The organism is Actinoplanes lobatus, from assembly GCF_014205215.1.
Lineage (GTDB): Bacteria > Actinomycetota > Actinomycetes > Mycobacteriales > Micromonosporaceae > Actinoplanes > Actinoplanes lobatus.
This window is the reverse complement of sequence record NZ_JACHNC010000001.1, coordinates 1655743-1675013: the sequence shown is the minus strand read 5'-3', so window position 1 is coordinate 1675013 and position 19271 is coordinate 1655743. Positions and strand designations below refer to the sequence as shown.

At 70.6% G+C, this 19271-nt stretch carries 21 protein-coding genes; 13 read left to right on the top strand and 8 right to left on the bottom strand.

The annotated features are described in order from the left end of the window. The first annotated feature begins 8 nt into the window (after positions 1-8). From fliW to BJ964_RS07455, 4 genes are all read left to right on the top strand, one after another. Positions 9-407: a flagellar assembly protein FliW gene (gene fliW / locus BJ964_RS07470; protein ID WP_229807090.1), complete on the top strand. Its 399-nt coding sequence runs from the start codon at positions 9-11 to the stop codon at positions 405-407. 84 nt (positions 408-491) lie between these two features. Next, entirely contained in the window at positions 492-734 is a 243-nt protein-coding gene (gene csrA / locus BJ964_RS07465) for a carbon storage regulator CsrA (RefSeq protein ID WP_188119995.1), read from the top strand. 159 nt (positions 735-893) lie between these two features. Then, positions 894-1640: a hydrolase gene (locus tag BJ964_RS07460; RefSeq protein WP_229807091.1), complete on the top strand. Its 747-nt coding sequence runs from the start codon at positions 894-896 to the stop codon at positions 1638-1640. 58 nt (positions 1641-1698) lie between these two features. Beyond that, the gene (locus BJ964_RS07455; RefSeq protein WP_316253891.1) at positions 1699-2415 is read left to right on the top strand and encodes an SRPBCC family protein; all 717 of its coding nucleotides are present in this window, start codon (positions 1699-1701) and stop codon (positions 2413-2415) included. A gap of 66 nt (positions 2416-2481) precedes the next feature. On the opposite strand, the gene BJ964_RS07450 is transcribed toward BJ964_RS07455, so the two are convergent. Together BJ964_RS07450 and BJ964_RS07445 are read right to left on the bottom strand one after the other, a co-directional pair. Then, positions 2482-4254: a sensor histidine kinase gene (locus BJ964_RS07450; protein WP_229807093.1), complete on the bottom strand. Its 1773-nt coding sequence runs from the start codon at positions 4252-4254 to the stop codon at positions 2482-2484. A 75-nt stretch (positions 4255-4329) separates the two neighbouring features. Next, a complete protein-coding gene (locus BJ964_RS07445; protein WP_188119993.1) occupies positions 4330-4542 on the bottom strand; it encodes a DUF7455 domain-containing protein in 213 nt (70 codons plus the stop codon). A gap of 252 nt (positions 4543-4794) precedes the next feature. Here BJ964_RS07445 and BJ964_RS07440 point away from each other — a divergent pair, with 252 nt between their 5' ends. Both BJ964_RS07440 and BJ964_RS07435 read left to right on the top strand, forming a co-directional pair. Beyond that, entirely contained in the window at positions 4795-6039 is a 1245-nt protein-coding gene (locus BJ964_RS07440) for a S8 family peptidase (RefSeq protein WP_188119992.1), read from the top strand. Between the two features lie 119 nt (positions 6040-6158). Further along, a complete protein-coding gene (locus BJ964_RS07435; protein ID WP_188119991.1) occupies positions 6159-6554 on the top strand; it encodes a response regulator in 396 nt (131 codons plus the stop codon). On the opposite strand, the gene BJ964_RS07430 is transcribed toward BJ964_RS07435, so the two are convergent. Both BJ964_RS07430 and BJ964_RS07425 read right to left on the bottom strand, forming a co-directional pair. Then, on the bottom strand, positions 6551-7306 hold the full coding sequence (locus BJ964_RS07430) for a class I SAM-dependent methyltransferase (RefSeq protein ID WP_188119990.1): 756 nt from the start codon (positions 7304-7306) through the stop codon (positions 6551-6553). The genes BJ964_RS07435 and BJ964_RS07430 overlap by 4 nt on opposite strands. Then, positions 7306-8061: an SDR family oxidoreductase gene (locus BJ964_RS07425; protein ID WP_188126833.1), complete on the bottom strand. Its 756-nt coding sequence runs from the start codon at positions 8059-8061 to the stop codon at positions 7306-7308. The genes BJ964_RS07430 and BJ964_RS07425 overlap by 1 nt, the downstream gene beginning before the upstream one ends. A gap of 151 nt (positions 8062-8212) precedes the next feature. Between BJ964_RS07425 and mshA the strand changes: the two genes are divergently transcribed. Continuing rightward, positions 8213-9514 (top strand): D-inositol-3-phosphate glycosyltransferase, encoded by a 1302-nt coding sequence (gene mshA / locus BJ964_RS07420; RefSeq protein WP_229807094.1) that lies wholly within the window; start codon positions 8213-8215, stop codon positions 9512-9514. Beyond that, entirely contained in the window at positions 9508-9990 is a 483-nt protein-coding gene (locus tag BJ964_RS07415; RefSeq protein WP_188119988.1) for a type III secretion system chaperone family protein, read from the top strand. The genes mshA and BJ964_RS07415 overlap by 7 nt, the downstream gene beginning before the upstream one ends. Positions 9991-10480: 490 nt before the next feature. On the opposite strand, the gene BJ964_RS07410 is transcribed toward BJ964_RS07415, so the two are convergent. Next, positions 10481-11722, bottom strand: a complete 1242-nt coding sequence (locus tag BJ964_RS07410; RefSeq protein ID WP_188119987.1) for an MDR family MFS transporter — start codon at positions 11720-11722, stop codon at positions 10481-10483. Between the two features lie 136 nt (positions 11723-11858). Here BJ964_RS07410 and BJ964_RS07405 point away from each other — a divergent pair, with 136 nt between their 5' ends. Further along, positions 11859-12608, top strand: a complete 750-nt coding sequence (locus BJ964_RS07405; RefSeq protein ID WP_188119986.1) for a phosphoglyceromutase — start codon at positions 11859-11861, stop codon at positions 12606-12608. Between the two features lie 254 nt (positions 12609-12862). Here the strand turns inward: BJ964_RS07405 and phoU are convergent, their stop codons facing one another. After that, positions 12863-13501 (bottom strand): phosphate signaling complex protein PhoU, encoded by a 639-nt coding sequence (gene phoU / locus BJ964_RS07400; protein ID WP_188119985.1) that lies wholly within the window; start codon positions 13499-13501, stop codon positions 12863-12865. Between the two features lie 182 nt (positions 13502-13683). On the opposite strand from phoU, the gene BJ964_RS07395 reads away from it, so the two are divergent. Together BJ964_RS07395 and BJ964_RS07390 are read left to right on the top strand one after the other, a co-directional pair. Then, positions 13684-15009 (top strand): sensor histidine kinase, encoded by a 1326-nt coding sequence (locus BJ964_RS07395; RefSeq protein WP_188119984.1) that lies wholly within the window; start codon positions 13684-13686, stop codon positions 15007-15009. Positions 15010-15039: 30 nt separating this feature from the next. After that, entirely contained in the window at positions 15040-15723 is a 684-nt protein-coding gene (locus BJ964_RS07390; protein WP_183222518.1) for a response regulator transcription factor, read from the top strand. A gap of 43 nt (positions 15724-15766) precedes the next feature. Here BJ964_RS07390 and BJ964_RS07385 read toward each other — a convergent pair whose 3' ends face one another. Further along, positions 15767-16630 carry a hypothetical protein gene (locus BJ964_RS07385; protein ID WP_188119983.1) on the bottom strand — a complete coding sequence of 288 codons (864 nt, stop codon included), beginning with the start codon at positions 16628-16630 and terminating at the stop codon, positions 15767-15769. 85 nt (positions 16631-16715) lie between these two features. On the opposite strand from BJ964_RS07385, the gene BJ964_RS07380 reads away from it, so the two are divergent. Next, positions 16716-17525, top strand: coding sequence for a sugar phosphate isomerase/epimerase family protein (locus tag BJ964_RS07380; RefSeq protein ID WP_188119982.1), 810 nt, complete (start codon positions 16716-16718; stop codon positions 17523-17525). Here BJ964_RS07380 and BJ964_RS07375 read toward each other — a convergent pair. Continuing rightward, the gene (locus BJ964_RS07375) at positions 17509-18054 is read right to left on the bottom strand and encodes a CGNR zinc finger domain-containing protein (RefSeq protein WP_188119981.1); all 546 of its coding nucleotides are present in this window, start codon (positions 18052-18054) and stop codon (positions 17509-17511) included. The two genes, BJ964_RS07380 and BJ964_RS07375, sit on opposite strands and share 17 nt — an antisense overlap. A 113-nt stretch (positions 18055-18167) precedes the next feature. Between BJ964_RS07375 and BJ964_RS07370 the strand changes: the two genes are divergently transcribed. Next, positions 18168-19088: a proline dehydrogenase family protein gene (locus tag BJ964_RS07370; protein WP_188119980.1), complete on the top strand. Its 921-nt coding sequence runs from the start codon at positions 18168-18170 to the stop codon at positions 19086-19088. The last annotated feature ends 183 nt before the right edge of the window (positions 19089-19271 follow it).

Genomic DNA, 19271 nt, shown 5'->3' with positions numbered 1-19271 from the left:
AGGCCACGATGACCGACCCGTCGCTGGGGTTGCCGACCATCATGATGGCGGCGCCCATGCCTGGCTTCCCGGGACACCGGGAATTCGTCCTGGTGCGAATCAACGACGACGGTCTGCTCTACGCGCTGACGTCCATCGAGGATCCCGAGCTCCGGTTCCTCGTGGCCCCGCCGGAGCCGTTCTTCCCGGATTACGCCCCGGAGATCGACAACGCGGTGTTCGCCACGCTGAACTGCAAGGACCCGGACCGGCTGCTGCTGCTCACGGTCATCACCGCGGGGGAGAACGACACCACGGCGAACCTTCTCGCCCCCATCGTTCTGGACCGCGACAGCATGCGCGCCATGCAGGTCGTCCTCACCGGCTCGAACTACCCGGTTCGGGCGATCATGAACAAGAACTTCTAGACCTCGAAGTGTGGGCGCGGTCGCGTTTCGTCGCGGCCGCGCCCTTTGCCATGCTGTCCGTTCCATGGATGGAGGAGGGCACCGATGCTTGTGCTGACCAGGCGGGCCGGGGAGAGCGTCATGATCGGCGACGACGTCGTCGTCACGGTTCTCGAAGCCCGCGGTGACGTCATCCGGCTGGGCATCCAGGCACCCCGCGACGTGCAGGTGCACCGCGAGGAGGTCTACCGCGAACTACAGGAGGCCAACCGGGCGGCCGTCTCGCCCACCGACAGCGCTGTGAAGGCGCTCGCCGAGATGTTCGAGAAGCCGGAATCGGCCGAATGACGAATGCCGGGAACGCCCGCCGCGATCACGTGGCGGGCGTTCTCGCGTCACCGGCCCTGCCGCTCCTGACCTGCACCGGTCGTTGACCCCGGCGGACAACGTCGGCCCCGCACTCTTCTCTCGGCGGGAGAAACCCGCTCGTCGAGCCAGGGAGCAAGTGTGGGCACAGAGCGCGAGGTCATCGGTGGCGGTGCGGTCGGTACTGCCCGCGCGCTGAATCTGGCGGTGGACGCGCACGTACACACCGGATTCGCGGCCGGCCGGGACGCGGTGGGTGTGGTGGTGTCGGCTGCCGACCAGGCCGGCCTGACCGCGATCACCTTCGCCGATCAGGCCGGGCCGGACACCACCTGGCTCCCGGCGTACGCGGCCGCGGTCCGGCGGGCCCGGCACCGTACCGAGATGACCCTGCGGGTCGCGGTCGAGGTCGAGGTGGTCAGCGCGGACGGCTGGCTGGCCCTGCCGGCCGACCTCGCCCCGCTGGACGCTCTGTCGGTGGCCGTCTCCGGCCTGCCGATCGGCGACGACGTGCTCGCCCCGCGCGAGGTCCGCGCCCGGCTGGACGGCGGCCTGATGGTCCCCGGTCAGGTGGCGGAGCTGCTGGTGGCGGCGGCTGTGAGGGGCATGGAGCGGGCCTCCCGGTACGTGCCCACCCAGCTGGCCCGCCCGCTCGCCCTGCTCGGGCAGGTGGGCCTGGACGACTCCGTGGTCACGGCGGCGCTGGTCGCCGAGCTGGCGACGGCCTGCCGGGCCGCGGGCGCCGTGGTGGAGGTCAGCGAGGCATGGCGCAGCCCGTCCTCGCGGGTGGTGCAGATGCTGCTGGACGCCGCCGTGACGGTGGTGCCGGCCAGCGACGCCCGGTACGCCGCCGAGGTGGGTCGCTGGCAATACCTGCGCCGCGTGTGAGAGCGACGAGGAACCGCCAAATCGAACACGTTTCGCAGTAGTCTCCGTACTCTCTGTGATGCCAGCACTTCAGCATGGGAGAGTTGCGATGAGCATGGTTCAGCAGGCTATCGAGGTGAGCGCACCGCTTCACACGGTGTACGAGCAGCTCGCGGCGTTCGAGAACTACCCCCGTTTCATGACCGGCGTGCGACAGGTGACCGCGGTGGGGTCCGACCAGACCCACTGGATCATGGATGTCGACGGGAAGCGCCGCGAGTTCGACGCCCAGATCATCGAGCGGTCGCCGGACGAGCGGGTCTCCTGGTCCACCATGGAGGGCCCGCTGCTCGCCGAGACCATCACGCTGCGCCCGATGGGGGAGACCAAGACGCAGATCGTCGCCCAGTTGGAGGCTGACATCGCCTTCCTCATGCCCAGTGACCGGCACGGGCAGGAGTCGCTGAACCGGCGGCTCAAGGACGACCTCACCACCTTCAAGGGCCTGGTGGAGAGCGGTGTGCTCGGCGGTAGCCCGATTCCGCAGAGCGGCGTCAGCTCCAAGCGGATGGCAAGCCACTCGCACACCCTGCTGCCCGGCGTCGCCGCCGATCCGGCCTCACCGGCCTCGGTCGCCGCCCGCATCCGTAACCGCAACGCCGCCGCCGCTGCTGCCGCTGCGAAAGCCGGCGCGGAGAACTCGGGCGGCGTCGCCGGATCCGCCAACATGGGCGGCCGTACCGGTCAGAGCGACATGTGGGGCACCGGCATGATCAATGAAGAGGAACGCGGTTAGGGATTCCCGGCCTGAGTGGCCCGGAGACGCTCGGCGTCTCCGGGCCTTCCCTTTTCCGGGGTACGCCTAGAGCGCCGGCGCCGCTTCCAGGGTGACCAGCAGACGGGCGCCACGTGGTTCGGCGTGCTCGTAGCGGACCGACCCGCCGTTCGCCTCGACCAGGTGCCGGACGATGAAGAGGCCGAGCCCGGCGCCCCGGATGAACCGGCCGAACAGGTTGGGCAGCACGTCCTCCGGGATGCCGGTGCCGCTGTCCTGCACGCTCAGGAGCAGGGCCGCGCCCGGCTCCCGTTCGGCCCGGATGCGGACCGGCGGCGCCCCGTGCGTGAGCGCGTTCTTCAGCAGGTTCTCCACGATGACGATGAGGTGCCCGCGGTCGGCCAGCGCGGCCAGGTCCTCGTCGATGGCGATCTCCACGTCGCCGGAGCCGGCCGTCGCCGCGCTGACCGTCTCGACCACCTCGAGCAGCGGCACCGGCACCCGGCGGGCGGTGACCGTTCCGGTGTCCAGCCGGAACAGCAGCTGGAGGTCGTTCATCATCTTGATCAGCCGCCGGGTGTTCTTGTCGATCTTGGTGGCCAGTTCCAGCCGGATGTCCTCCGGCAGGTCGGCCCAGTCGGCGCAGAGCAGTTCGGCGAGGCTCGCGATGGAGCTGATCGGCTGCGCCACGTCGTGCGTCAGCATCGAGGTGAGGTCGTTCTTGAAGGCCAGGGCGGCGGCCAGTTCGGCATTGCCGCGCTCCAGGTCGGCGGCGTGCCGGGTGAGTTTGTCCTCGGCCTGCTTGCGCTCGGCGATGTCGACGTAGGTGGCGACGTAACCGCGGGTCGCGCCGGCCGCGTCCGGGATGGCCGCCATGGTGGCGAGCACCGGTACGTCGGTGCCGTCGGCGCGGGGGAGCAGCCAGTCGCCGCCGGTGCCGGGCGGGGGCAGCGGTGGTGATTCCGGCAGGGTGTCGTCGTGCCCGGTGAGTTCCCGCCAGCGCCGGTTCACGTCGATCACCCGGTAGTTGGCGTCCATCACCATGACCGCCTCGTTCATCGACTGCAACAGCGTCTGCGAGAAGTCCTGCCGTTCGCGCAGATCGTCGACCATGTGCCGGCGGCGCCCGCCGGCGCCGAGGGTGCGCACCAGGTAGGCGAGCAGGGCCAGCAGGGCGAGCGCCGCGAGGATCACGGCGATGCTCACCGCCGCGGCGACGGGGCCGATCCCGAGGCCCGAGACCATCACGCTGACCAGGACGACGGCGATCGGCGCGGCGACCAGGGCGGGCGCGTGGCCGCGTACGGCGGCGCGTGCCCCGGAGTCCGGAGGGCAGGGTTCCGGTGCGGTCTCGGGGCGGGCCAGGATGGCGCCGACGACCAGCACGAGCAGGGCGACGGCCAGGTGGGTGTCCATGATTCCGGGCGGGCCGGCCGGCTCGACCAGCCAGGGGACCAGGGCGACCAGCGCGATGATCGCGGCGCCCAGCAGGAGCGGGTCGGCGACCCGGAACGCGATCCCACCGGTGCGCCGGGGCACGCGCAGATCGAGGCAGGCGAGCGCCAGCCCGGTGAGGGTGGTGGCGACGCCCGCGGCCGGGTGCCCGCCCAGGGAGGCGACGCCCACGCCGGTCGCGATCAGGGCGAACGACACCGCCGCGGCCACGCGGAAACGGCCCGTCCCCGGATCGGGAACGGGCGTCACCTGGAGCAGGAGGGCGAGGCCGGCCGGAATCAGGGCGGCCGCCGGAGTGCCGATGAGGCCCTCCGGCGGAACGCCCGCATCGAATGTGTGCAGCGCACCGGAGACGGCGACCATCACTCCGGCGCATGCGGCTGTCAGCTGGGACAGCCTGCCCACGCCGCGCGCCGCGATATGCACAATTCCCCCAATACGTGAGGGAAAGAGCATAACGCGGGCTACCCCCGGGAGCGGTTACCTACCGGCCCACTCGAAGCCCTCCTCCAGGCGGATCCTGCTGGCAACGCGGGTGATGTCGGCCCTGTGCCGGTTGGCGTGGTGCCCACAGAACGCCAGGTCTCCACCGCTGGTCAGGACAACCTCCAGCTTGGCGGCCGAACCGCAACGGTCGCAGCGCTCGGTCAGCTCGCCGACGGTGTCGATCGCGGGCGACAGCAGAGTGTTCATATCGCTCTCCTTGCTTCGGTGGCGGTGCAGCGGTCCCGACAGCGAGAAGTTCGGCCCACCGCCCGGTCGGCTTAGGGGTTCAGGGTGTGACACGCCCGATCGGGCCGTCCCCGATCCGACAACCGGGACGCAACCCGGAGGAACCCGGGGGACCAACTCCCCCGTTCCACCATTTCCCACAGCCGCTTTCGGCATTCCCCCTGGCCGAAATTTCATCGACCTGTGCTGACGACCGAGAGGGACATACACCGCATGTTCGGTAACGACGCCCGCCTGGCCATCCGACTGACCGTTGCCACGAGCGCCGCCACCGCAGTCGTCTGGGGCCTGACCGGACCGGCCGCCGCCGCTCCGGCCGCGCCCGCGACGGGCACCATCTCCGGGACCGGCGTGGAGGGCGCCATCCCGGGCAGCTACATCGTCGTCATGAAGGCCGGCGCCGAGGCGGCCGGCCGGGCCACCGCCGCGCAGAACCTGGTCCAGCGGTACGGCGGCCGGGTCGAGGGCGGCTACCTCGCCTCGGTCCGCGGCTTCCACCTGCGGGCCACCGCCGGTGAGGCCCGCCGTCTGGCCGCCGACCCGTCCGTCGAGTTCGTCGAGCAGGACGCCGAGATCAGCACCGCGGGCCGTACCGCGGCCGCGCGCACCCAGTCCGGCAAGGCGACGGCCTGGGGCCTCGACCGGCTCGACCAGCGGAAGCTGCCGCTGTCGAAGAGCTACACCTACAAGCCGGCCGCGAACGTCACCGCCTACGTGATCGACACCGGCGTCCGGGTCGGGCACAAGGAGTTCGGCGGCCGGGCGAGCTACGGCTGGGACTTCGTCAACGAGGACAAGATCGCCGACGACTGCAACGGCCACGGCACGCACGTCGCCGGCACGGTCGGCGGTGCCACCTACGGCGTCGCGAAGGACGTCAAGCTGGTCGCGCTCAAGGTGCTCAGCTGCGACGGCTCCGGCTCGTACGCCGACTTCCTCGCGGCCGTCGACTGGGTGACCGAGAACGCGCAGCTCCCGGCCGTGGCCAACATGAGCCTCGGCGGCCCGCTGAGCAAGGCGCTGGACACGGCGGTCAAGCGCTCCATCGACCGCGGGGTGACCTACGCGATCGCCGGTGGCAACGACGGCAAGAACGCCTGCAAGGCCTCGCCGGCCGCCACCCCGGAGGCGATCACGGTCGGCGCCGTGGACAGCCGTGACGCCCGCGCCTCGTTCTCCAACTACGGCACCTGCCTGGACCTCTTCGCGCCGGGCGTGAACATCCAGTCGGCCGGCAAGGCGTCCAACACCGCCACCGCGACGATGAGCGGCACCTCGATGGCGGCGCCGCACGTGGCTGGCGCGGCCGCCCTGGTGCTCGGCGCCCACCCGGACTGGACGCCCCGCCAGGTGCGCGACGACCTGGTCGCCCACGCCGGCTCCGGCCTGGTCCGCAACCCGGGCAAGGGATCGCCGAACCGCCTGCTCTACACCGGTCACCTGAACACGGCCCGCTGACCGGCGGTGCCCCGAACGCCGCGCGACGCCTCCCGGTGCGTCGCGCGGCGTTCGTTTTCCCAGACACCGGGCCCCGGGGCGATTAGCGTTGGGAGCGACCACAGCCCGAGGAGGATCCGATGCCCGAGGCGCCGGTCGCCGAGCAGCCGACAGTGCTGGTCGTCGACGACGAGGAGGATCTGCGCGACATCATGCAGCGCATGCTGGAACGGCGTGGCTCCTACGCGACACTGGCGGCCGGCGATCCGGACGAGGCCATCGCGATCTGCCGGGAACACCCCACCGAGATCGACGTGCTGATCACCGACCTCACCCTGCCCGGCGTGTCCGGCGGCGAGCTGGCCAAGGCGATCCGCGACCTGCGCCCCGGTATCGGCGTGGTGTTCGTTTCCGGGCTGCCCAAGGACATCGCGGTCGGCAAGGGCGAGATCGACGAGGGCGACGTGCTGGTGAAGAAGCCGTTCACCGCCGACCCCCTGCTCGAAGCGGTCCGCGAGGCACTGCGGAAGGACTAGAGGGGCCAGGGCAGGGTCAGCTCGCCGAGCCGCCAGCGGGCCGGGCCGTCGAGCACCGGCCAGCCCTCGGCCCGCATCCGGCGGACCGTGGCCAGCCAGCGCTGCCGCGGCCCGAACGGGGTGGCCTCGGTCTCCCAGGCCCGGCCCAGCGCACGTAGCAGCTCGTGCACCGGGTGGCCGGGAACGTTGTGGTGGATCAGGGCCTTCGGCAGCCGTTCCGCGAAGACCGCCGGGTGTTCCAGCACCGGCAGCCGGGCCGAGAGGGTCAGCGTCCGCGGCACACCCTCCTCGACGACCGTCCAGGTGGCGATCCGGCCCAGCTCGTCGCAGGTGCCCTCGACCAGCAGCGCGCCGGTGGCGGTCATCGTCCGCCAGGCGGCCGCGACCTCGTCCTCGGAGTACTGGCGCAGCACGTTGAACGCGCGCACCACCACCGGCGCGAGCCCGGCCAGCTCGAACCCGCCACGGCGGAAGCCGAGCCACGGCGGGTCCGCGAACGGCTGCGCGTCGCTCACCCGTACCGGATCGATCTCCAGACCGACCACCGTGACGTCCGCACGGACCGCGACCGCCAGCCGGCCCCGCAACTCCACCGCGGTCACCGGCGACGCGCCGTAGCCGAGATCGACGACGAGCGGCTCCGCCGCTTCTTTCAAGAGCCCACCACAGCGGTACGCGATGAAGTTGTCGACGCGTCGTAACCGGTTGGGATTGGTGGTCCCCCGGGTGATCGCGCCGACCGGTTTGAGCACTACTGCTCCCGGTGCACCTTGTGCTGGGCGGCCTGGGCGACCGGCCGGACCACGAGGCGGTCGACGTTCACGTGCTGCGGGCGGGTGGCGGCCCAGGCGATGCAGTCGGCGATGTCGTCGGCGACCAGCGGCTCCCGCACCCCGGCGTAGACCGAGTCGGCGCGGTCCTGGTCGCCGCCGAAGCGGTTGAGCGCGAACTCGTCGGTGCGCACCATGCCCGGGTCGACCTCGATCACCCGGACCGGCTTCCCGCACAGTTCCAGCCGCAGTGTGCCGACCAGGGCGGTCTCGGCGTGCTTGGCCGCCACGTAACCGCCACCGCCCTCGTAGGGGGTGAAGGCCGCGGTGGACCCGACCGTCACGATCGTGCCGCGGCCACTGGCCTCGAGTGCCGGGAGCAGCGCCTTGGTGACCCGCAGCGTGCCGAGGACGTTCACGTCGTACATCCACTGCCAGTCGTCGACGGACCCGGTGGCGACCGGATCCACGCCGCGGGCCCCGCCCGCGTTGTTCACCAGCAGGGTGACCGGCGCGCCGAGCCCGGCCACCGCCCCGGCCAGCGCGGCCACCGAGCCGTCCGAGGTCACATCGCACTCGACGGCGGTCGCGTTCGGGCCGATCTCCTTGACCAGCGCGTCCAGCCGGTCCGCGCGGCGTGCCGCCACGACGACGTGAAAACCCTCATCGGCCAGCCGGCGGGCGGTCGCCGCACCGATCCCGCTCGAAGCCCCCGTGACCACCGCGATGTTCTGCATGTCCTGATTCTTGTCCATGACCCGGATCGGGCCGCGCGCTCAATGACCTGGATCACCCCGCGTCGTCTGCATGGTGGTTCGTGGGGCGGCGATGGGGAAGATGAACGTTGGCGCGACAAGTTTTACGTATTCGTAACGGATGGGAGTCAGCGTGGCCCAGCCTCGAGGCGTCGGTGGATGGCCCACCCTCCGCAGGATCGCCACCCTCTCCGTGCACACCTCACCCCTGGAGCAACCGGGCACCGGGGACGCGGGCGGCATGAACGTCTACATCGTCGAGATCGCGAAGCGGCTCGCCGAGCGGGGCGTCGAGGTGGAGATCTTCACCCGGGCCACCGCCAGGGACCTGCCACCGGTCGTCGAGATGTCGCCCGGCGTGCACGTGCGCCACATCACCGCCGGCCCGTTCGAGGGGCTGTCGAAGGAGGAGCTGCCCTCCCAGCTCTGCGCCTTCACGCACGGCGTGCTGCGGGCCGAGGCGGCGCACCCGCCCGGCCACTACGACCTGGTCCACTCCCACTACTGGCTCTCCGGGCAGGTCGGCTGGCTGGCCCGGGAGCGCTGGGGAGTGCCGCACGTGCACACCGCGCACACCCTCGCCAAGGTCAAGAACAGCTTCATCGCGGCCGGTGACCGGCCCGAGCCGAAGGCCCGGGTGATCGGCGAGGAGCAGGTCATCGCCGAGTCGGACCGGCTGGTGGCGAACACCGACTTCGAGTCCCGGGACCTGATCACCCACTACGACGCCGATCCGGCCCGGGTGAGCGTGGTGCAGCCCGGCGTCGACCTGCGGCGGTTCCGTCCCGGTACGAGGGACCGCGCCCGGTTCGGCCTGCCGGAGGACGGCCGGATCGTCGCCTTCGTCGGCCGGATCCAGCCGCTCAAGGCCCCCGACGTGCTGATCGCCGCGCTCGCCGAGATGCGCGCCGCCGGTTCCCGGGACGTGACCCTGGTGATCTGCGGCGGCCCCAGTGGCAGCGGCCTGGACCGGCCCACCGCCCTGATCGAGCTGGCCGCCTCCCTCGGTGTCGCCGACTCGGTGGTGTTCCTGCCCCCGCAGACCGGCGCCGACCTGGCCGCCCTCTACCGGGCCGCCGACCTGGTCGCGGTGCCCTCCTACAACGAGTCGTTCGGGCTGGTCGCCCTGGAGGCCCAGGCCTGCGGCACCCCGGTGGTCGCGGCCGCGGTCGGCGGCCTGGTCACCGCGGTCCGGGACGGGATCAGCGGGGTGCTGGTCGACGGGCACGATCCGGCGGACTGGGCCAAGGTCCTGGACCGGCTGCTCGGCGCTCCCGGCTTCCGGCACCGGCTGGCCGCCGGCGCGGTCGCGCACGCGGCCCAGTTCTCCTGGGATCGCACCGCCGAGACGCTGCTGCGGGTCTACCGTGACGCGGTGAGCGAGCATCGGGCGCTGATCAGAGCGCGACTCGAGGGGGCGTCCTGCGCATGGTGACCGAGTTGATCGAGCGGGTCCTGACCGACCGCGAGCTGGACTGGGAGTCCACCGGGGCGGGCTCGTACGTGGTCAGCCTGCCCGGCACCCACAAGCTGAAGACCGCCTGCAACCTGATCGTCGGCGAGCACTCGCTGCGGATCGAGGCGTTCGTGATGCGCCGCCCCGACGAGTGCCACGAGGAGCTCTGGGCCTGGCTGCTGCGCCGCAACGCCCGGATGTACGGCGTCGCCTTCTCGATCGACGCGGTCGGTGACGTCTACCTGACCGGCCGGGTCTCGCTCAAGGGCCTCGACGAGGACGAGCTGGACCGTCTGCTGGGTTCGGTGCTGACCTATGCCGACGAGTCCTTCGACACGATGCTGGAGATCGGCTTCAGCTCGTCGATTCGCCGCGAATGGGACTGGCGGGTCAAACGTGGTGAATCGACCGCCAACCTGCGCGCGTTCAAGCACCTGGTGGAACGGGCCGACTGACCTTTCCGATCACCCGCAGTCCAATGTGGTCAGCCCTGCGGGAATCGCGATCGATTCATACGGATGGCAAGGTGCGGGCCACTCGCTGGAAGGGTATAGGTCGTAATATTTTCCAGCGCGCGAACCCATACGAGTGATTGGCGGATCATCCGATCGGTTGGTTGTTGGTGAATGTGACGGTCGGAACAGAGGTCGACACGAAATCGGGTTGTCGAGCTTGACTGCCCCAACTAGCGTGGTCGATGGACGCCGAGCCGTCAGTTCGGGGAACGGGTCGATCAGCAATGATCGCCGCGGATCGGCGTTTGGGGACGGGTGGCATGAGCCGTTGGGGGACGGCGCGACCCGAGACCGGCGGTTAGTGCGGGCGGCGCCTATGGGGATGGGTGTCGTCCGCCGCCGCCGGCGCTTTGTTTCCGGCGGATCACTTTCTTCACACATGTTCCAGCGAATGGCGCTGTGAATTTCCTGATTCCCGCGGCCCCCGGAATCACAACGCGCTCACCGCGTCGGCCGCCCGCCGCTCCCGCAACCACGCCGCCCGCCGGGCCCGCGCCGGAGCCGCCAGCCACTGGCCCACCGCCACCAGCGCGCAGAGCACGAAGCATCCGCCCCACAGCGCCGCGCCGCCCGCCTTCTGCAGGGTCAGGCCGCCGACGATCGGGGCCAGCGCCAGACCGGCCTGCCAGGAGAGCGAGTTCAGCCCCTGGTAACGGCCACGCAGCTCGGCCGGGGCGAGCGCCGCGATGGTGGCCGCGTTGCTCGGCGACTGGATCATCTCGCCCAGCGTCCAGACCACCACCGTCAGCGCGTAGGCGACCGCCGACCCGGCCAGACCGACCAGACCGAACCCGGCGCCGATCACCAGCGCGCCGACGGCCAGCACCCGGGCACTGTCCCGGCCCTCGATCAGCCGCGGGACGAAGAGCTGGCCGAACACGATGAGCACCCCGTTCACCGCGACGACCAGCCCGTACGTGGCCGCGGACAGCCCGTCGGCGAGCATCGTGATCGGCAGCGTCGACTGGTGCTGGAACATCACCAGCACGACGCAGAAGTTGAGGCTCACGAAGATCAGGAAGGTCCGGTCCCGCAGAACCGTGCCGAGCCCACCGGACGGCGCCGCCGCGTGCGTGCGCGGCCCGACCCGGGCCGGCCGGGTCTCGGCCAGGAAGATCAGGCTGATCAGGGCGGTGAGCAGGGTGGTGGCCGAGTCCACGACGAAGAGCAGCAGATAGTCGGCCTGGGCGGCCAGCCCGGCGCAGACCGCGGAGAGCGCGAAGCCCAGGTTGATCGCCCAGTAGTTCAGGGAGAAGGCGCGGACCCGGTCCGCCTCCGGGACGATGTCGACCATCATGGCGCTGAACGCCGGGCGCACGCCCTCCGCGAACAGGCCCAGGGTGAACGCCGCCGCCAGGATCTGCGGGTACGTGTGGGCGAACCCGAGCGTCAGCATCAGGGCGGACGCGCCGAACTGGGCGGTCAGCATGGTGGGCCGGCGTCCCCAGCGGTCGGCCAGCACGCCGCCGGTCATCGTGCCGATCGCGCCGCCCACCCCGTACACGCCGAGGACCAGGCCGGCCTGACTCTGGCTGAAGCCGCGCTCCCCGGTCAGGTAGATGCTCAGGAACAGCACCACGAAGGCACCGAGCCGGTTGATCAGGGTTCCCGTCCACAGGAACCAGAACTGCCGCGGCAGCCCGCCCGCGGCCTGTCGTAGCCAACCGTGCACAGAGTCTCCTCAGTAAGCCGTGATCATCATTTATTCCCTTACATATGGAAGGCCGGCGCAACCGAGTTTCGGTGTGGCGGCGGACACGTGCCGGGTGGCCCGTACACGCGGTCCGGCCTCGGGGGAAGATGTGTTCATGACTGGAACCCTGGTGCTGCTGCGACACGGCAACAGCGAGTGGAACGCCAAGAACCTCTTCACCGGCTGGGTCGACGTGGACCTCGACGCCAAGGGGGAGGACGAGGCCCGGCGCGGCGGCGAGCTTCTCAAGGAGCAGGGGGTGCTGCCCGACGTGGTGCACACCAGCCTTCTGCGTCGCGCCATCCGGACCAGCGAGATCGCACTGCACCTCACCGACCGGCACTGGATCCCGGTCAAGCGCCACTGGCGGCTCAACGAGCGTCACTACGGCGCCCTGCAGGGCAAGGACAAGAAGCAGACCCTCGAGACGTACGGCGAGGAGCAGTTCATGCTCTGGCGCCGGTCGTACGACGTGCCGCCGCCCCCGATCGAGGACGACTCCGAGTTCTCCCAGGCCGGCGACGCCCGGTATGCGGACCTCGCCCCGGAGATCCTGCCGAAGGCGGAGTGCCTGAAGGACGTGCTGGAGCGGGCCCTGCCGTACTGGTACGACGCCATCGTCCCGGACCTGCGCGCCGGCAAGACCGTGCTCGTCGCGGCGCACGGCAACTCGCTGCGCGCCATCGTCAAGCACCTGGACGACATCTCCGACGAGGCGATCGCCCAGCTGAACATCCCGACCGGCATCCCGCTGCGCTACGACCTGGACGAGAACCTGCGCCCGATCACCAAGGGCGGCACCTACCTCGACCCGGTCGCCGCGAAGGAGGCCGCCGAGGCGGTAGCCAACCAGGGCAAGAAGTAAGAAAGAAGGCCGTAGGACGTAGGCCGGGACCCCCAGGGGTCCCGGCCTACGTCAATCCGCCCCGTGCCCCCTAGTCGACGCGAGGGCGTAGCCACAGAGCGACCCGCAAAACGCCGCCGGTGACGAGGCAGTCGATTTCCCGACGCCGCGGGGTTTGCGGCGGCGGGAAATCGCCTGACTCGTCACCGGTTACAAGGCGTTTTGCCGCGGAGCGAAGCGGAGCCAGCTAGCTCAGCGGGCCGGTGTACTAAAACTCAATTCTCTCCGGTGACCAGGTAGATCAGGTGCTCGCCGATGTTGACGGCGTGGTCGGCGTAACGCTCGTAGAAGCGGCCCAGCAGGGCGCCGTCGATGGCGGTCTCGGCGCCGTACGGCCAGTCGTCGGCCAGCATGATCTTGAACAGGGCGCGCTCGAGGTCGTCGATCGCGTCGTCGTCCTTCTCCAGCTGGGCCGCGCCCTCGGCGTTCGGCTTGGCGATCAGTGCGGTGATCTTCTCGGCCATCTGGTCGGCGACCTCGGCCATGCCCTTGAAGGTGGGCCGCAGCTCGGCCGGAACCGCCGGCGACGGGTGCCGCCGGGCCGCGGTCTTGGCGACGTGCTCGGCCAGGTCGCCCATCCGCTCCAGGTCGGCGCCGATGTGCAGGGCGGTGATGACCCGCCGCAGGTCGGACGCGACCGGCGCCTGCCGGGCGATGGTGTCGGCGACCTTCAGCTCGATCTGGTCGTAGACGGCGTCGACCTCGGCATCCCGGTTGATCACCGCCTGGGCGGCGCTCAGGTCGGCGGTCAGCAGGGCGGTGGTCGCCTTGCGCAGTGCGGCGCGGACCGACTCGGCCATCGTCACCAGCAGGCGGCTCACCTCGACGAGATCGGCCTGGTACTCCTCGCGCATTTCTCAAGTCCTCTTTCGCTGGGTGACACCCCGTGTGCCCTGCTCACGCTAGGTCGGTGGGGCGGCCTCAACATGAACACCGATGAACGACGCCGGGCCTAGTGGTGAACATTGTTCAACGCACGCCCGATTTGCCGTAATGGCCCTGTGGTTCAGGTGAACAATGACCCTACGATCGCAGCGTGGAGTGGGAATACGCCGCCGGCTTGATTTCAGCCGCGCTCGCCGTCGGTGTGGGAGCGGGACTTGCCCTCGCCCGGTTGCGCCGGTCGGGTGGATCGGCCCGGCCCGGCGCACCGGAGGGGAGAGCCGACATCGAACCGGACGACGATCGCCCGGCGGGCAAGCACGGCCTCAAGGGGCTCGGCCGCAAGAGCCTCGACTCGTTACGGGTCGGGGTCGTGGTGCTCGACGCGGAGGACCATCCGGTCCTGGTCAACCCCGCGGCGCGGGCCATGGGGCTGTTGCGGTCCGGCGGGGCGCCCGGGACGATCGCGGCTCATCCGATCCTGCGTACGCTGGCCGGGCAGGTGCGGCGCACGGGCGTACGCCGGGAGGTTGAACTTGATCTTCCGCGGGGTCGGGCTGGAGGCGGGCACCACGCACCGCTCGGCCTGCACCTACGGGCCGTCGCGCTGAATTCGACGCACGTCGCGGTCGAGGCCGCCGACGTGACCGAGTCGCACCGTCTCGCCCGGGTCCGCCGCGACTTCGTGGCCAACGTGAGTCACGAGCTCAAGACGCCGATCGGGGCCCTTCAGCTCCTGGCCGAGGCGCTGCTCGACGCCACCCAGATGCAGGAGGCGGCGCCGGAGGCCCAGTCCGAGGACCTGCTGGCGGCGCGCCGGTTCGCCGAGCGCATCCACCACGAGTCCGCCCGGATGGGCCGTCTCGTGAACGAGCTGCTCGAACTGACCCGGTTGCAGGGCGCCGAACCGCTGCCCGACCCCGAGCCCGTCTCGCTGGACTGGGTGATCGCCGAGGTGATCGACCGGACCCGGACCACGTCCTCGGCCAAGGGCATCGAGATCACCTACGACGGTCCCAAGGGCGTCATGGCGTACGGCAACGACAGCCAGATCGCCACGGCGGTCACCAACCTGGTGGAGAACGCGATCGCGTACTCGGGCGAGGACACCAAGGTCTCGATCACCCTGCGTCACAGTGACGACTGGCTCGAGATCGACGTCGCGGATCAGGGCATCGGCATCGCCCCGCAGGACGTGGAGCGGGTCTTCGAGCGGTTCTACCGTGCCGACCAGGCCCGATCCAGGTCCACCGGCGGAACCGGCCTGGGCCTGGCCATCGTCAAGCACATCGCCACCAACCACGGGGGCCGCGTCGACGTGACCAGTTCACTCGGCGACGGCTCTACGTTCACCTTGCGCCTACCGGCGCGACCCCCTGAGTCCCCCTCGTCGTCACCGACGGCGATTGAGATCGAGTCCGGTGTGGCCGGGCTGAACCTGCCAGGCGGCTCCGCCGCAAGGCCCGCAAACCCGCGTTAAACCCGGCCACCGACGACGGAAGGAACTTCATTGGCCCGCGTGCTCGTGGTCGAGGACGAGGAGTCGTTCTCCGACGCCCTGTCGTACATGCTGCGTAAGGAGGGTTTCGAGGTCTCGGTCGCCGCGACCGGAACCTCCGCGCTCACGCAGTTCGACCGGACCGGTGCCGACATCGTGCTACTCGACCTCATGTTGCCGGAGATGTCCGGCACCGAGGTCTGCCGTCAGCTACGGCAGCGCTCGGCGGTCCCGATCATCATGGTCACCGCCCGGGACAGCGAGATCGACAAGGTGGTCGGCCTCGAGATCGGTGCGGACGACTACGTCACCAAGCCGTACTCGCCGCGGGAGCTGGTCGCCCGCATCCGTGCGGTGCTCCGCCGCCAGGGGGCCGAGGCCGCCGAGGTGAGCACCCCGACGCTCGCCGCCGGCCCGGTCCGGATGGACGTCGAACGGCACGTGGTGACCGTCGACGGCGCCGGCGTCCAGCTGCCGCTGAAGGAGTTCGAGCTGCTCGAGCTGCTGCTGCGCAACGCCGGCCGGGTGCTCACCCGGGGCCAGCTGATCGACCGGGTCTGGGGCGCCGACTACGTGGGCGACACCAAGACGCTGGACGTGCACGTGAAGCGGCTGCGTTCCAAGGTGGAGCCGGAGCCGTCCGCGCCGCGCTACATCGTCACCGTGCGAGGCCTGGGCTACAAATTCGAGCCCTGATTTTCACCCTTGCGTGATGACAACATGCGCCGTGACAATGGAGTCATCGGGAGGCCGTCCGTGAGTGGTCGCCCGACCCCCCTGGAAAAGGCGGCGAGGCCGGCTCACGCCCGCCTCGCCGCTTGGGGGCGCCGGCCTCGGCCGTGGCCGGGTGCACCGCGATCAGGCCGCTCTTGATCCGGGCCGCGCAGACGGTGGCCAGTTTCTCGTAGGCGGCCTTGCCGATTAGCTCGGTCAGCTCCGGGGCGTAGGTGAGGTACATCGGCTCGGTCCCGACGTGGGCCTCCGAGGACGACGTGCACCACCACGCGAGATCGTGGCCGCCCGCCCCCCAGCCGCGGCGGTCGAATTCAGTCAAAGTGGACTGGAGCAGCTTCGTCCCGTCCGGGCGGGTGATCCAGTCCTGCTCCCGGCGGACCGGCAGCTGCCAGCAGACGTCCGGCTTGTAGGTGAGCGGGTGCACCCCGTCCCGCAGAGCCTGGGCGTGCAGCGCGCAGCCGCCACCGCCGGGGAAATCCGCCTCGTTGAGGAAGACGCAGGGACCGTCCGCGGACCGCGTCGCCGTCCGCCGGGCGGGTTTGGTCCCGTCGACCGTGTCCACCTCGGTGTAATTCTTGAACCCGCGCCGGTAGTGCTGCCAGGTCTGCGGAGTGAGTTTCGCGGCCGCCGCCTTCACCCGGTTCTCGTCGTCGGCGTCGGTGAAGAACGCGCCGTGCGAGCAGCAGCCGTCCTCGGCGCGGCCGGGCAGGATGCCCCGGCAGGCGGAGCCGAAGACGCAGGTCCACCGGGAGAGCAGCCAGGTCAGGTCGGCCCGGACCAGATGCTGTTCGTCGGCGGGGTCGAGGAATTCGATCCATTCCCGAGGGAAGTCGAGGGGTACTTCCCGGGTGGGCGGCGTGCGGCTCATCCGGCTCAGCGTACGCGCACCGGTGGATCATGACCGTTTAGAGCGGATATATCCGTGCCTGTTGCGCGCCGCTACGCTGAAGAGCGTGACTTCCCGCGTACCCGTGCTTCTCTCCAGCTCCTCGGTCTTCCCCGAGCCGACGGCGGCGGCGTTCGAGATGGCGGCCACGGTCGGCTACGACGGTCTCGAGGTCATGGTGTGGACCGACGCCGTCAGCCAGGACGCCGGCGCCCTCAAGGGCCTCGCCGACCACTACGGCGTGCCGGTCCTCTCGGTCCACGCGCCCTGCCTGCTGGTCACCCAGCGGGTGTGGAGCTCCGATCCGTGGGAGCGGCTGACCCGGGCCGCCCAGCTCGCCGAGACGCTCGGTGCACCGACCGTGGTGGTGCACCCGCCGTTCCGCTGGCAGGGCGACTACGCACGCAACTTCGCCGAGGGGCTCACCAAGGTCCGCGGCCGCCATCCGGATCTGACCTTCGCGGTGGAGAACATGTTCCCGGTCAAGATGGCCGGCCGCTGGGTGGTGCCCTACAACCCGGGCTGGGATCCGACCGAGACCGGCTTCAACGCGTACACGCTGGACCTGTCGCACTGCGCGGCGTCCCGCGTCGACGCGCTGGAGATGGCCGACCGGATGGGCGCCGGCCTGCGTCACGTCCACCTCGGCGACGGCACCGGCGAGGGCCGCGACGAGCACCTGGTGCCGGGCCGCGGCAACCAGCCGTGCGCCGAGCTGCTGCGCTCGCTGGCCGGCCGGGGGTTCACCGGATCGGTGGCACTGGAGATCAACACCCGCAAGGCGGCGAGCCGTCCGGCCCGGGAGGCCGACCTGCGCGAGGCGCTGGCCTTCGCCCGTCGCCACCTGGAACCCAGTCCCGCTATAAAGCGGGGGTGAGCGACGTGTTCGCGGCCCGTTTGCGGGCCCGGTGCGCGGCCACGTGCGAGCGGGTGGCACAGCGCTCCGAGCAGAACCGGCGGCAGTTGTTCGACGACGTGTCCAGATAGACGTTGCCGCACCGCTCGTCGGCGCAGATCCCGAAGCGGGCGCTGCCGTACTCGCAGAGCCAGACGGCGAGGCCCCACACGGCGCCGGCCAGGTATTCGGCGCTCACCGAGGAGCCGCGGCTGGTGACGTGCATGTGCCAGTCGCTGGCGTCGTGACCGGAGATGCGTGGCTGCACCGGGTACGCCTCGAGCAGACCGTTCAGCTCCCGCACCGCGTCGGCGTCCTGCCCGCCGGTGCCGTGTTCGAAGACCTCGCGCAGCCGGCGCTGGGCACGGCGGAACGCGACGAGGTCCTTCTCCGCGACCTGATCGCGCATGTAGGCCTGATCGTCGGAGAACAGGGCACGCAACCCGGCGAGGTCGTCCAGACCGGCGTTGACGAGGTCGATCGCCGTCCGGGCGTACGCATCGAAGTTCACTCGACAACGGTAGCGGCACCGGAGGCGATGCAGCACACATGTGCTGCCTCCATCGGTGCGAATCGGCGGCGCACCGGGGCATCCGGAACACGCCCGGAGGTTACGCTCGGCGCATGCTCCGTTCCCTGTTTCTCGCCGCGGCCGGGTCCGCCCGGCTCGAGCGGCTGGTCGAGTCCGTCCCTGTCAGCAAGGGCATCGTGCAGCGTTTCGTCGCCGGCGGTGGCGCCGACGAGGTCCTGCGGGTCACTCGGGAGCTGGCCGACGACGGCCTCGCCGTGAGCCTCGATCATCTGGGCGACGACACCCGGACGGTGGAACAGGCGGTCGCCGCCCGCGACGAGTACGTCGCGATCCTGGCCGGTCTGCACGGCGCCGGGCTGACGCCCGCCGCCGAGGTCAGCGTGAAACTCTCGGCGCTCGGCCAGCGGATCGACGAGAAGCTGGCGTACGAGCACGCGCGCGCCATCTGTGCCGCGGCGGCCGAGGCGGGCACCACGGTGACGCTGGACGCCGAGGACCACAGCACCACCGACGCGACCCTCGAGACGCTGATGGAGCTGCGGCGGGACTTCCCGTCGACCGGGGCGGTGCTCCAGGCGTACCTGCGGCGTACCGAGGGGGACTGCCGGGAGCTGGCCACGGCCGGGTCGCGGGTCCGGCTGTGCAAGGGCGCCTACGCCGAGCCCGAGTCGGTGGCCTTCCAGTCGGCGCTGGACGTGGACAAGTCGTTCGTCCGCTGCCTCAACATCCTGATGTCCGGGGAGGGCTACCCGATGGTGGCCACTCACGACCCACGGCTCATCGCGATCGCCGAGGACCGGGCCCGCTGGTTCGACCGGTCCACCGGGGAGTACGAGTTCCAGCTCCTCTACGGGGTCCGGTCCGAGGAGCAGGGCCGTCTGGCCGCGGGAGGCAACACGGTGCGGATCTACCTGCCCTACGGCGACCAGTGGTACGGCTACCTGATGCGCCGCCTGGCCGATCGCCCGGCGAACATGGGTTTCGTGGCCCGTGCCGTGGCATCTCGCAAATAACGGCATCAACTGGGCGATACCCCCATACATCCGGCGTGTCAGGCTTGACTTTTTCTGGGCATTTCACGGAACGTATCGCGTTGGTCACAGCCGTATCGATACCGTTCTGATGACACGCACGTTGTCCCCGCGGCGTCCGGGAGCCTCCGGCCGCGGCGGATCGTGCCTGGGAAAGGATCGGTG

Bases quoted from the DNA above. Each gene is read 5' to 3' on its own strand.
- fliW (WP_229807090.1), top strand. From the start codon at position 9: ATGACCGACCCGTCGCTGGGGTTGCCGACCATCATGATGGCGGCGCCC.
- csrA (WP_188119995.1), top strand. From the start codon at position 492: ATGCTTGTGCTGACCAGGCGGGCCGGGGAGAGCGTCATGATCGGCGAC.
- BJ964_RS07455 (WP_316253891.1), top strand. From the start codon at position 1,699: ATGCCAGCACTTCAGCATGGGAGAGTTGCGATGAGCATGGTTCAGCAG.
- BJ964_RS07445 (WP_188119993.1), bottom strand. From the start codon at position 4,542: ATGAACACTCTGCTGTCGCCCGCGATCGACACCGTCGGCGAGCTGACC.
- BJ964_RS07440 (WP_188119992.1), top strand. From the start codon at position 4,795: ATGTTCGGTAACGACGCCCGCCTGGCCATCCGACTGACCGTTGCCACG.
- BJ964_RS07435 (WP_188119991.1), top strand. From the start codon at position 6,159: ATGCCCGAGGCGCCGGTCGCCGAGCAGCCGACAGTGCTGGTCGTCGAC.
- BJ964_RS07425 (WP_188126833.1), bottom strand. From the start codon at position 8,061: ATGCAGAACATCGCGGTGGTCACGGGGGCTTCGAGCGGGATCGGTGCG.
- BJ964_RS07415 (WP_188119988.1), top strand. From the start codon at position 9,508: ATGGTGACCGAGTTGATCGAGCGGGTCCTGACCGACCGCGAGCTGGAC.
- BJ964_RS07405 (WP_188119986.1), top strand. From the start codon at position 11,859: ATGACTGGAACCCTGGTGCTGCTGCGACACGGCAACAGCGAGTGGAAC.
- phoU (WP_188119985.1), bottom strand. From the start codon at position 13,501: ATGCGCGAGGAGTACCAGGCCGATCTCGTCGAGGTGAGCCGCCTGCTG.
- BJ964_RS07385 (WP_188119983.1), bottom strand. From the start codon at position 16,630: ATGAGCCGCACGCCGCCCACCCGGGAAGTACCCCTCGACTTCCCTCGG.
- BJ964_RS07370 (WP_188119980.1), top strand. From the start codon at position 18,168: ATGCTCCGTTCCCTGTTTCTCGCCGCGGCCGGGTCCGCCCGGCTCGAG.